The organism is Streptomyces sp. NBC_00572 (assembly GCF_026341815.1).
GTDB lineage: Bacteria > Actinomycetota > Actinomycetes > Streptomycetales > Streptomycetaceae > Streptomyces.
The window spans coordinates 437017-449179 of sequence record NZ_JAPENX010000002.1 but is presented as its reverse complement, the minus strand read 5'-3'; the positions used below and the strand labels follow the sequence as shown (position 1 = coordinate 449179).

Annotated in this window: 8 protein-coding genes and 1 pseudogene; 3 read left to right on the top strand and 6 right to left on the bottom strand. The window is 72.4% G+C overall.

All coding sequences use genetic code 11. The features are described 5' to 3' along the window. Window positions 1–17: 17 nt before the first annotated feature. Window positions 18–1496 (top strand): carboxylesterase/lipase family protein, encoded by a 1479-nt coding sequence (locus tag OG514_RS34375; protein ID WP_266901427.1) that lies wholly within the window; start codon window positions 18–20, stop codon window positions 1494–1496. A gap of 245 nt (window positions 1497–1741) precedes the next feature. Here OG514_RS34375 and OG514_RS34370 read toward each other — a convergent pair whose 3' ends face one another. Next, window positions 1742–2158: a universal stress protein gene (locus OG514_RS34370; RefSeq protein ID WP_266901425.1), complete on the bottom strand. Its 417-nt coding sequence runs from the start codon at window positions 2156–2158 to the stop codon at window positions 1742–1744. Between the two features lies 1 nt (window position 2159). Next, on the bottom strand, window positions 2160–3659 hold the full coding sequence (locus tag OG514_RS34365; RefSeq protein WP_266901423.1) for an APC family permease: 1500 nt from the start codon (window positions 3657–3659) through the stop codon (window positions 2160–2162). 269 nt (window positions 3660–3928) lie between these two features. Here OG514_RS34365 and OG514_RS34360 point away from each other — a divergent pair, with 269 nt between their 5' ends. Continuing rightward, the gene (locus OG514_RS34360) at window positions 3929–4621 is read left to right on the top strand and encodes an RraA family protein (protein WP_266901421.1); all 693 of its coding nucleotides are present in this window, start codon (window positions 3929–3931) and stop codon (window positions 4619–4621) included. 28 nt (window positions 4622–4649) lie between these two features. On the opposite strand, the gene OG514_RS34355 is transcribed toward OG514_RS34360, so the two are convergent. The 4 genes and pseudogenes from OG514_RS34355 to OG514_RS34345 form a co-directional block, all read right to left on the bottom strand. After that, entirely contained in the window at window positions 4650–5087 is a 438-nt protein-coding gene (locus tag OG514_RS34355) for an OsmC family protein (protein ID WP_266901419.1), read from the bottom strand. Window positions 5088–5248: 161 nt separating this feature from the next. After that, a complete protein-coding gene (locus tag OG514_RS34350) occupies window positions 5249–5683 on the bottom strand; it encodes a type 1 glutamine amidotransferase (protein WP_266901417.1) in 435 nt (144 codons plus the stop codon). A 23-nt stretch (window positions 5684–5706) separates the two neighbouring features. Then, window positions 5707–6039: pseudogene (locus OG514_RS39540) on the bottom strand (type 1 glutamine amidotransferase); the annotation flags it as partial. Between the two features lie 457 nt (window positions 6040–6496). After that, window positions 6497–9379, bottom strand: coding sequence for a tetratricopeptide repeat protein (locus tag OG514_RS34345; protein WP_323181674.1), 2883 nt, complete (start codon window positions 9377–9379; stop codon window positions 6497–6499). Between the two features lie 377 nt (window positions 9380–9756). Here OG514_RS34345 and OG514_RS34340 point away from each other — a divergent pair, with 377 nt between their 5' ends. After that, window positions 9757–12153 carry a molybdopterin cofactor-binding domain-containing protein gene (locus tag OG514_RS34340; RefSeq protein ID WP_266901413.1) on the top strand — a complete coding sequence of 799 codons (2397 nt, stop codon included), beginning with the start codon at window positions 9757–9759 and terminating at the stop codon, window positions 12151–12153. The last annotated feature ends 10 nt before the right edge of the window (window positions 12154–12163 follow it).

Below are 12163 nucleotides of genomic sequence, written 5' to 3'. Positions count from 1 at the left end.
CAGAAGGAGCAGCACCCATGAGCACCACCGGCAGCACCGGCACCGCAGTGACCGCAGACACCACCGTCACCACCGCCCGCGGGCCCGTCCGCGGCGAGCGCCGCGCCGACGGCAGCCTGCGTTTCCTCGGCATCCCCTACGCGCGGCCGCCCGTCGGCGACCTGCGGTTCGCCGCGCCCGTACCGCCGGAGCCCTGGTCGGAGCCGCTGGACGCCACGGCGTACGGGCCGACGGCCCAGCGCCGCCCCTTCGCCGAGATCACCACCATCCCCGAGCCCTCGATCCCGGGCGCCGGCGTCCTCAACCTCAACGTCTTCACCCCCGGCACCGACCCCGCCGCCGCGCTGCCCGTCCTCGTCTGGATCCACGGCGGCGGCTACGTCGCGGGCTCGGCGGCCAGCCCCTGGTACGACGGGGCCGCGTTCAACCGGGACGGCGTCGTCCTCGTCTCGGTCGGCTACCGGCTCGGCATCGAGGGCTTCCTGCACCTGGAGGACGCCCCCGACAACCGGGGCGTACGGGACTGGATCGCCGCCCTGGAATGGGTGCGGGACAACATCACGGCCTTCGGCGGCGACCCCGCCAAGGTCACCGTCGCCGGACAGTCCGCGGGCGGCGGCGCCGTCCAGACCCTCCTCGCCGTGCCCGCCGCCGAGGGCCTGTTCCGCGGTGCGCTCTCCGTCTCCGGCGCCGTCCCGCGGCCCGACGGCCCGGAGGCCGCCCACGCCGCCTCCCGGCTCCTCACCTCCCGCACCGGCATCCCGGCCACCGCCGCCGCCCTCCGCGACCTCGGCGACGACGAGATCCTCGCCCTCCAGGACCGCATGAACGAGCCGGGCCCCGACCGCGAGGGCCTGCCGCCCCTGCTGTCCTTCGCCCCCTTCGCCGACGGAGAACTGATCCCCCTGCCCGTCCTCGAAGCGCTCACCACGGGCGAGGCGGGCGCGGACGTCCCGCTGATGCTCGGCTTCACCGAGCACGAGTTCACGATGTTCCCCGCGCCCGGCCCGGACGGCCCGCCGCTGCCCGTCCTCCTCGGCGGCCTCGGCCTCGAACCCACCAGGGCCGACGCCCTCGCGGAGGCGTACGCGGAGGGCGGCCCGGAACGGCTCTTCGGCCAGGCCCTGACCGACGCGACCTTCCGCGCCCCGAACCTCGCCGTCGCCGACGCCCGCGCCGCACGCGAAAGGCCCACCTGGCTCTACGAGTTCACCTGGCGCTCGCCGGCCGTCGGCCTCGCCTTCCACTGCGTGGACCTGCCGTTCGCCTTCGACCTCCTAGGCGCCGAGGGAGTCCCGGCCGTCGCCGGGGACACACCGCCGCGCGCGCTCGCCGACGCGATGCACCGCGCCTGGGTCGCCTTCGTGACCGACCAGGACCCGGGCGCCGACTGGCCCCGCTACAGCACGGAGGGACGCGCCACGATGATCTGGGACGCGGAACCCCGGATCGCGAAGGACCCGCTGACCCAGGTCCGCGAGCTCTGGCTCGACTGACCCGAAGGAGGGGAGGCCGGGCCGGCCGGGCCGTGTCACACGTTCTTCATGCGCTGTGCATGGTCCGCCGGGGCGGGCGAGCCGATGATCGACCGGATGCCAGGGGCGCTACGACAGGCCCTCGTTCGCCCCTGGCACGCCGTCGACCCTCGCGCTCGCCGTCCCGCCCAAGGAGCCCCCGATGTCCAGCCGCCGCCGCTTCCTCGCCGGGTCCGCCGCCCCCATGTGCGTTCCGGCCCTCCGCGTCACTCCTCCGGCGGAACGCACAGCACGGGCACGGACGACATGTGCAGGAGCTTGTGAGGAGTGGAACCGAGCAGTGCGCCGCGCATCGGGCTCTCGCCCCAGCTGCCCACCACGATGACGCGGGCCGCGTGGCGGGTCGCCGCGTCTATCAGGGCCTGGGCCGGCTTCTCGTCGAGCACCTCGACGACGGTCGGGACGCCCGCCCGATCGGCCTCCGTGACCGCGTGTTCGAGGCCCGCGCGGCCGCTCTGGCGGATGGCCTCGTAGTGGGACCGGTACTCCTCGCCCAGGGGGCCGGGCGCCGCGGCGCCGTAGACCAGCACCAGCTGCTCGTCGAACGCGGCGGCCACCTCGACCGCGATCCGCAACGCGCGGGCGGCGCCGGGGGATTCGTCGTAACCGAGGACGACCGACATCTCAGCGCCCCTTGGTGCCGTGCACGAGGTCGGGGTCGGCCACGCCCGGGCGTTCCTCCCAGAAGACGGGCGACCGCAGCCGCCACACGATCATGACGAGCACCCCGGTGAGGGCGATGCCGATACCGATGACGAGCGGCGGCCCGAGGCCGAACCACGAGGTGCCGCTGTACGAGTTCGCGGGATCGGACATGTCGGAGACCGACCTCACCAGGAGCCAGGTCAGCAGACCGGCACCGACCAGCGGGCCGAGGCCGATCAACAGGAAGTTGTGGACGCTCTCGAAGAGATGGCGCCGGTAGTACACCGCGCACGCGATGCCCGTGAGCGCGTAGTAGAAGGCGATGAGCAGCGAGAGCGCGGTGAGCGAGTCGAAGAGGGCGTTGGTACTGATCTGGTTGACCACCAGGTACCAGGCGATGGCGATGCCGGCGACCCACCACGTACTCACGTCGGGGGTGCGGAAGCGCGGGCTGATGTGCGCGTAGTGCGCGGGCAGGGCCCGGCGGCGGGCCATGGACAGGGCGGTCCGCGACGCGGGGATGATCGTCGTCTGCGTGGAGGCGATGGCGGAGGTGGAGACGGCGAGCAGCAGGACCCAGTCCCATCCGCCCAGTACATCGGTGGCGAGCTGGGCGAAGATGAACTCCTCCTCGCCCGCGTTCTCCGCGAGGAACGCCGGACCGGCGTAGGCGACGACCGCGAAGCCCACGGACACGTAGGTGACCAGCAGGATGACGGTCGACCAGAGGCCTGCTTTGCCGGGGGCGGTCGCGGAGTCCTTGACCTCTTCGGTGAGATTGACCGCCGACTCCCAGCCCCAGTAGATGAACACGCCGAGCAGCAGCCCGCCGGTCAGCGCCGCGCCTCCGGCGCCGAAGGGGTTCAGCCAGCTGAGGGAGGGTTCGACGGAGTCGTACGCGCTCGTGCCGTCGTACACCTTGTACAGCGCCACACCCACGAAGATCAGCAGGAAGGCGACCTGCGCCAGGATGAGGACGTTCTGCACGTGGGCCGACAGCTCGGTGCCGATGACGCAGACGGCCGTCATCACCAGGATCAGGAGCACGGTGAGGGACTGCCGTACGAAGGCGTTGTCCACCCAGCTGTCGAGGCCGACGGAGAGGAGCGCGAAGCTCACGGCCACATCGGCGAGTGAACCGACGACCAGGACACCGGTCATCGCGATGGCCCAGCCGCCGAGCCACCCGGCCCACGGGCCCATCGCGCGCGTGACCCAGGAGAACGTCGTACCGCAGTCCTGGTCCACCTTGTTCAGGTAGTAGAACGCCGAAGCGATGAGCAGCATCGGGACGAAGGACGCGAACATCACGCCGGGCGCGTAGATCCCGGCGAGCGCGACGATCGGGCCGATGACGGCGGCCAGGGAGTACGCGGGGGAGGTGGAGTTGAGCCCGATGACGAGGGCGTCGACGAACCCGATCGCATTGGCCTTCAGACCCGGGGGTCGGCCTTCGGGTGCGGAATCCTCTGCGGCCATTGGTCCCTCAATCCGGAGAGAGGTATGCCTTCATCGTAGGGAGGTCGGGGTCCGGCCGCACGCCAGGCGGCCACCCGGGTGTATGTCCGCGGGAGCCCGCCCACCCGCCCTGTGCGCCCGTCCGCGGGAGGCGCCCACCTGCCCGGGGCGCCCGGCCGCGGGTGGCCCGGCTCACCCGCCCGGGGTACCTGCCCGTGAGGCGCCTGCCCGCCCGCCCGATAGCATCGCGCAGCCCGCCGTACCGCCATCCGTCACAGAACGGAACGCCGATGCTGAAGAAGTTCGAGGACCTCTCCACGCCCCTCGTCGCCGACGCGTGCGTGCGCCTGGGGGAACCGCTGCGCGCCGCGCCCACCGGGATCCTGCCCGTCGTCGCCGGGCAGCGGGTGGCCGGCCGCGCGCTGCCCGCACGGCACTGTGGAAGCGTCGACGTCTTCCTGGAGGCGTTCACCCTGGCCGAGCCCGGCGACGTCCTCGTCATCGACAACGCGGGCCGCCACGACGAGGCCTGCGTCGGCGACCTCGCCGTCCTGGAGGCCGAGGCGGCGGGCGTCACCGGGGTCGTCGTCTGGGGCCTGCACCGGGACACCCCCGACCTCGTCGAGATCGGGCTGCCCGTCTTCTCGTACGGACGTCACGCGCCCGGCCCCGTACGTCTCGACCCCCGGGACCCGGACGCGCTGACCACCGCCCGGTTCGGCGGGCACGAGGTGACCGCCGGCGATGTCGTCTTCGCCGACGACGACGGCGTGCTCTTCGTGACGGCCGCCCGCGTGGACGCCGTGCTCGACGTGGCCCGCACCCTGTTCGATACGGAACGGGAACAGGCCCGCCGGATCAGGGCGGGGGAGACGCTCCGGACGCAGACCCGGTTCGACGCCTATCTGGCGGGCCGGGCCGAGGACCCCTCGTACACCTTCCGGCAGCATCTGCGCCGGATCGGCGGCGCGATCGAGGAATGACCCCCGGCGGTCCGGACACCGGTGGGAATCAGCCCTCGAAGCCGACCGTGCCGTCCGGCAGGATCGCCTCCACGCGCGCGCCGTGCTCCACGGTCCGGCTCACCGTGCAGAACTTCTCGTGCGTCAGACGCACCCCGCGGGCGAACACCTCGGCCGCCTTCGGGTTGTTGTCCGGCAGCTCGAACTCGTAGCTGACCCGGATACGGCCCACCCGGCCGTCGTCCTCGGGCCCGGAGACCGACTCGACCACGATCGTGAGGTCTTCGTGGTCCACGGCCCGCGCGGTCCTGTCCACGACGAGCCCACCGCAGCCGCCCATCGCCGCGAGCAGCAACTCGACGGGCGTGAACGCGGGCTGCGCGTCGGCGTCGTCGGCGGCGGCCATCCGGACCTCCGCGCCCCGGTCGTTACGGGCGGTCCAGTTCCGGTACCCGGTGCGGACGGTCTCGATCCGGTAGTCGGCCATGGCGGCGGTCTCCTTCGTTCTCGGGTGCGTGCTCGTACGGTACGGCCGCCCGCTCAAGCAACCCCAGCGACCCCGCCCGGCCAAGCGGACGCGCCGGGCAGTCACTCACCGGAGAATGAGTACCCGGTCTCATGCGCGCGGAGGCGCCCCGGGGCTGTGGATCAGAGGCTGCGGGCGGCGGGGATGTCGAGGACGGTGGTGATCGCCGCGGTGGCGGCGAACGCCAGGACCACCGCACCCCAGGCCTCCGACACGGCGCCCCAGCCCCTGCGGAGTTCGGGTTCCACGTCCCTCACCGCATTCACCACGGCCTCCGGATCGGCGCCCGCCTCTCGTACGTACTCGTCGTCCGCGGCCGCCCACACCGCGACCGCCTCCCCGCCCACCTCCGGGTGGAACTGCACCGCCCAGCAGGCGCTCCCGACCCGGAACGCCTGGTGCGGGCAGTCGTCCCCGGTGAGCAGCGGGACCGCGCCGGGCGGCAGCCGGTCCACCTCGTCCCAGTGCCACTGCGCCGCCGGGGTCCCGTCCCGCACCTCGCCGAGCACGGGGTCTCCCGCCGTGGTCGGCAGCCTCCGCAGCGGTACGGCACCCAACTCCGACCCTGGGGGCGCGTCGTGACCGAGCCGCCCAGGGCGTGGGCGACGATCTGGCCGCCCAGGCAGATCCCGAGCAGGGGTATCTCCCCGTTCACGGCCTCCCGGACGAGCGACCGGACCCCGGGCAGCCACGGAGCGGCTGCGTCGTCCTCGCAGTTCACCGACCCGCCGAGCACCAACAGCCCGGCGTGTCCGCTCAAGCCGGCCGGGAGCGCCTCGCCCTCCCAGGCCCGCACCACGTCGAGCCGGAGGCCGGTCCGTACGAGGTGCTCGCCGACGAGCCCCGGACCGGCCTCCTCCTCGTGCTGCACCACCAGCACGACCGCTTCCCGACTCCCCGCCGTCTCCGCCATCTCCATCGTCACGGTCGTCCCGCCTTCCATGGTCTGCCCCGGGAACGCCTCGTCGCGTCCGTCGTCCCCGAGGATCGCCGAAGAGACGTTCGCCCGGGACCCCTCGGGTGAACTCCGCGCGAGCGACTGAGTAGCCGCGTACACACACCTGAGTACCTCGACCGATACGGCGCCCGCCCGCCCGCTGGTGGACTGTGACCATGACCTTCGACGCCCGGCGCACCCGCCCCCTCCAGCACGTCACCGCCACCGGTGGGGCCCTCGCGGTCGTCCTCGGCCCGCTGGTGCTCGGCGCGCTGCTCGCCCGGCAGGTGGGCGGCGACCCGATGGCCTCCGTCAACGCCCTGATCGCGGGCGGCGGTCAGCGCGCCCGGATCTCCTGTGCGCCGCATCTTCGCTCCGGGAGCCGCCTCCGTCCCCGCGTCCGGACGTCCGCCCGGCTGCGGCCCCGGACGCCTCACGCCGAGGCGCGACCGACCATCAGGTCATGGCACAGGCGTACGCGGTCGGACACCTCGCCTCCCACGGCTGACAGTTCGGTCAGATACTCCAGCGCATAGGTGATGTCCTCACGGTCCGGTTGTGAGGAGAGGACGGCTGCGGTCGTCTCGCGTACACGAGCCTCCGACTCGAAGAGCAAGGCCTTGAACAGCGCCAGGAACCTGATGTCGGCGGCATCCTGTGGGCTCGACAGAGAGGCGAACCGCTGTTCCCACTGCTCCGTACCTGTTTCGATCCGCTCTTGCAGGACGTCGAGCATGAGCTTCTCGAACGCGCAGGAGAGATCCTCGGGGTGCGCCTCGACGGCCTGCTCCAGGTCCAGGCGCGCCCTCTCGTAGCGACCTGCTTGGCGGTGTGCTTGGCCGCGGGTGGCGTGTGCCCAGGCGTAGGTGGGGTTGAGTTCGAGTGTGGCGGTGAGGTCGGTGACGGCTTCGTCGTAGCGGCCCGCCTGCCGGTGTGCTTCGCCGCGGTTGGCGAGTGCCCAGGCGTAGGTGGGGTCGAGTTCGAGCGCGGCGGTGAGGTCGGTGACGGCTTCGTCGTAGCGGCCCGCCTGCCGGTGTGCTTCGCCGCGGTTGGCGAGTGCCCAGGCGTGGGTGGGGTCGAGTTCGAGTGCGGCCGTGAAATCGGTGACGGCCTGGTCGTAGCGGCCCGCCTGCCGGTGTGCTTCGCCGCGGTTGGCGAGTGCCCAGTCGTACGTGGGGTTGAGTTCGAGTGCGGCCGTGAGGTCGGTGATGGACTGGTCGTATCGGCCCGCCTGCCGATGCGCTTGGCCGCGGGAGGCGAGAGCCCAGAGGTAGGCGGGGTCGAGTTCGAGTGCGGCGGTGAGGTCGGTGATGGCCTGGTCGTAGCGGCCCGCTTGGCGGTGTGCTTCGCCGCGCGAGGCGAGTGCCCAGGCGTTGGTGGGGTCGAGTTCGAGTGCGGCGGTGAGGTCGGTGATGGCCTGGTCGTGGCGGCCCGCCTGCCGGTGCGCTTCACCGCGGTGGGCGTGTGCCCACGGCACTGTGGGGTCGAGTTCGAGTGCGGCCGTGAAGTCGGTGATGGCCTGGTCGTAGCGGCCCGCCTGCCGGTGCACGTCACCGCGGTGGGCGAGTGCCCTGGCGTCGGTGGGGTCGAGTCGCAGGGCGGTCGTGAGGTCGGTGACGGCCTCGTCGTAGTGGCCCAGCCAGCAGTGGGTCTCCCCGCGCCGTGCCCAGGCGTGGGCGTTGTCCGCGTCGGCGGCGAGGGCCTGGTCGAACTCGACGAGCGCCTCTTCGTCCTGGTCGGCGAGGTAGAGGAGGTTGCCGCGATGGGTGTGGGCCCAGCTCCGGCCGTCGGCGGTCAGTTGGCCGCGGGCGAGCAGCAGGCTGAGGCACCGGAGAGCGGGCTCGTCGGAGAGGAGCGCTTCCCGGAGCCGCTCCGACCAGCTGATGAGCGCCGCGTCGGCCGTGTCGTTCCCGGCCTGCTCGATGCTCTCGACCCAGTGCCGTAGTACGGCCGTGTCCTGGCCCGCGGCATGGACGACCTCTTCCACGGCCTGCTGAAGATACGTTCCCGGGTGGGCGCACAGCCGGTGGTACGTCTCGTCCAGACGGTGCCGACGCCATGCGGCGTTCTCCCACGGCTGCGCCTCGGCGAGGCGTTCCTCGACGGAGACCCGCCAGGCGGCGTGCGTGTCGGCCAGGCGGAGATGCGTCGAGGTCCAGGCCTGAGGCGAATGCGTGCGCTGTTGACGCACCATGCTGGCCCGCACCACCGCGTGGTAATGCTTGAAGTCGCTGCGGCCGCTGACGAACGGCTGCCGGCACAGCCATTCCCACAGTCCCGGTGCTTCGGGCCCGGCCGCGGCCTGGAAGACGTCCTCGTTCAGCTGCAGGGGCAACGCCCCCGCCCGTACGGCATCACGCTGTTCCGGATCCGTGATCCACTGCACGAAGCGTTCCACGGCCACGTCCGCGACGTGTCCGCCCTCGTCGACGTCGTCGACGGTGTGAGGGCGGGCCAGGGCGAGGAGGTCCACGAGCAGCGGCAGCCCCAACGAGAGCCGCAGCACCGCTTCCACCACTCTCGGGTCGGTGACGCCACGCGTCGTCAGCAACGAGCGGGTCTCCGCCTCGGTGAAGACTTCCAGCGGTACGTCCGCGACCTGATCCCGCAGCGGTGCCCACCCCCGCTCGGAAAGCTCGTCGCGGCCGGCGAGCACGACGATGACGTTCACCGGGACCGGGCCGAACTCCTCGTCCAGCGTGCTCAGCAGCCACTCGTCCAAGTACCCGGCGTTCTGCTCCCACGTGTCGAAGAACAGGACCACCCACCGGTGGCGCCGGCACAGGCGCTCCAGCTCCGAGACGAAGGCACGGCTCAGCCCGGCCTCGTCGCCCCCGGCACCGCGCCGCTGGACACGGGACCGGGACGCCGCCCGCACGCGGTCCAGCCCCTGGGCTGCCGCCTCGGGATTCGCCAGGGCGGTGACGACACCGGCTCCCGGGATCAGCGAGACGGCGCCCAGCGCGGCCTGCGTCACGACGCGGCTCGACACCGAGGCCTCGCCCTCCAGCGCCATCGGTTCGACCAGTGCCGCCTGCTCACGCCGGTACTGCTCGACGGCCCGGTCGAAGTCCTTGCACGGGCCCGCCTGCTCCGCCAGCTGTCTGGTCAGCTCGGTCAGGGCCTGTCGCACCCCGTGGACGTCGTTCTCGTCCACCATCGCCGTCACCGCGTCCGCGCGCCTGGCCGCGTCCTGCCACTGCCGCAGCAGCGTGGACTTCCCCACCCCGCCCACACCACGCACGTGGAAGAGGAACTCCGCCGGATCGTCCTCGGCGAGCGGGTCCTTCGACAGGTTCTCCGTGAACAGAGCCAACTGCGCACGCCGGCCGACGAACCGCGCCTTCGCGCGCTGCCGAATCAACGCCCCTCTGGACAGGCTTCGCGCACCCGACCCTGCCATTCCCCGTACCCCCTGTCACCCGCCCACCCCGTTCCCGAGGAAGGCGCATCGTCCGTCCGTGCTCGCCCGTCGCATCGGGCAGGTGACAAGTGTCCAGTCCCGGCAGGCTGTCTGTCAGCCGACCTCACGGGATCGCACCGGCCCGTGAGGGCGGCGAGGGGACCCCTTTTTGACGGTGACCTGACACCGGCAGTGCGAACGGTCCCCCGGGATCACCCACATGAGCGATGATCGACGCATCTGAGGACAGCCCGGGGCGCAGCGCCGGACCAGGACGAAGGGCACACCGAATGGCGAGGCGGCACCCCGTGCGGGACGACCACCCCACGAGCGGCACCGGGGACGGAACCGACCCCCGTGAGATCCCCGAAGGCGGCGACGCGCGCGGCACCAGCCGCCGCCGGTTCCTCGGGTACGTCCTCGCCGCACCCACCCTGACCGTCGCCGCCCAGTTCGGCGCGGAGGCCCTCGCTCCCCGGCAGGCCGCCGCCGCGGCCCCGGCGCTCATTCCGTCGCTGCCCGGACCCGCCGAACTCCTCGACCTCAACGAGCTGCTCACCCTCGCGGCCCTTCCCACCAGTCAGCTCATCACCATCCGCCTCGACACCGACGGCACGGCCCACCTCGCCCTGCCCCGCGCCGAGGTCGGCCAGGGCATCACCACCTCCAGCGCCATGATCGTCGCCGAGGAACTCGACCTGCCCCTCGACAAGGTGAAGGTGACGCTCGCCGACGCCCGGCCCGAGCTGCTCTTCAACCAGCTGACCGGCGGCTCCAACACCACGTACTCCACCTACCATCCCCTCCGCGTCGCCGCCGCCGTCGCCCGGGGCCGGCTCCTGCGCGCCGCCTCCCTCGTCCTCGGCGAGGCCGTCTCCACCCTCACCACCAAGTCGGGCGCCGTCCTCTCCCCGGCCGGCGCGCTGCTGGGCTACGGCGAACTCGCCGTGAAGGCGGCGGCCGTGTCCGACGCCGCCGTCGCGGTCACCCTCAAGGACGCCGGCCGCTTCCGTGTCGTCGGCACCGGACAGCGCCGCGTGGACGCCCTGGACGCGGTCACCGGCCGCAAGAAGTTCGCGATGGACCTCCAGGTCGCGGACGCCCTGCCCACCATGGTCTGCCGCCCGCCCACCATCAACGGCACGGTCCGCTCCGTCGCCAACCTCGCCGAGGTCCGGGCCATGCCCGGCGTCACCGACGTCGTCGCCGTCTCCACCGGCGTCGCCGTCCGCGGCCGCACCTTCGGTCAGTGCGTCGACGCCGTGCGCGCCCTCCGGGTCGACTGGGGGCCCGGTACCGCCGAGGGCGCCTCCGACGCCACCGTCCTGGCGAAGCTCCGCCGGGCCGAACTCCCGCTCGTGGTACCGCCGCTGCCGCTGCTCACCAAGGCGGTCGACGCCCGCTTCACCTTCCACTTCTCCAGTAACGCCGCACTGGAGACCAACTGCGCGATCGCCGACGTCCGGGAGGACTCCGCCGAGATCTGGGCGTCGCTCAAGGCGCCGATCGTCGCCCAGGAACAGATCGCCGTAGAGCTGGGCCTGCCCGTCTCCGCCGTCCGCGTCCATGTCACCGAGGGCGGCGGCTCCTTCGGCCGCAAGCTCTTCCACGACGCCGCCCACGAGGCCGCCGAGATCTCCCGCGCCATGGGCAAGCCCGTCAAGCTGATGTGGCACCGCACCGACGACTTCCGCCAGGGCCGTACGCACCCGATGTCCACCTCGCGGGTCCGCGCCACGTACACGCTCGGAGAGGTCCTCACGTACGAGCAGCGTCACACCTCCGTGGCCACCGACTTCGGGCACGGCATCGGCGAGCTCCTCACGGCCGAGGCGGCCCGGCTGCCCGTCGGCGACCTCGCCTTCTCCGAGACGATGTTCCAGCTCACCCAGGTCAGCCCCTACCACCTCGGCGTCACCACCCAGCTGCTCTCCGAGACCGACAAGGGCTACAACACCGGCTCCATGCGCGGCATCTACTCGCCCAACGTGCGCTGCGCGCAGGAACTCGTCATGGACGAACTGGCGAAGCGCATGGGCCAGGACGGGTACGCGTTCCGCCGCCGTCTCATGAAGGACCCGCGGGCCCGTGCCGTCCTCGACAAGGTCGCCGAGGTGGGGGAGTGGGGCCGGTCCATGCCCGCCGGCACCGCGCAGGGCATCGCCGTCCACACCGAGTACCACTCCGCCGTCGCGATGCTCGCCGAGATCGACTGCCGTCCCGAGACCACCGGGCGGAAGATCCCCGGGGCGGTCACCGGACCACGCGTGACCAAGGTGGTCTGCGCCGTCGACGTCGGCCTCGCGGTCAACCCGCGCGGTCTGGAGGCCCAGATGATGGGCGGCATCTCCGACGCCATCGCCCTCACCCTGACGTCCGGCCTCCACCTGCGCGACGGACACTTCCTCGAAGGCAGCTGGGACCAGTACTTCTACACCCGGCAGTGGAACACCCCGCCCGAGCTGGAGATCATCGTCATGCCCCCGACCGGCGACAAGCCGGGCGGCGCGGGCGAACTCGCGGTCGCCGGCGCGATGGCGGCCGTCGCCTGTGCCTACGGCCGGGCCACCGGCACGATGCCGACGGTCTTCCCCGTCAACCACGCCGACCCGCTCGCCTTCACCCCCCTGCCGACCGTCCCGCCCGTCCCCGCCTCGCCGACCGACGGCCGCGACCGCGCCCTCTGAGACCTGGAGC

Bases quoted from the DNA above. Each gene is read 5' to 3' on its own strand.
- OG514_RS34375 (WP_266901427.1), top strand. From the start codon at position 18: ATGAGCACCACCGGCAGCACCGGCACCGCAGTGACCGCAGACACCACC.
- OG514_RS34370 (WP_266901425.1), bottom strand. From the start codon at position 2,158: ATGTCGGTCGTCCTCGGTTACGACGAATCCCCCGGCGCCGCCCGCGCG.
- OG514_RS34365 (WP_266901423.1), bottom strand. From the start codon at position 3,659: ATGGCCGCAGAGGATTCCGCACCCGAAGGCCGACCCCCGGGTCTGAAG.
- OG514_RS34360 (WP_266901421.1), top strand. From the start codon at position 3,929: ATGCTGAAGAAGTTCGAGGACCTCTCCACGCCCCTCGTCGCCGACGCG.
- OG514_RS34355 (WP_266901419.1), bottom strand. From the start codon at position 5,087: ATGGCCGACTACCGGATCGAGACCGTCCGCACCGGGTACCGGAACTGG.
- OG514_RS34340 (WP_266901413.1), top strand. From the start codon at position 9,757: ATGGCGAGGCGGCACCCCGTGCGGGACGACCACCCCACGAGCGGCACC.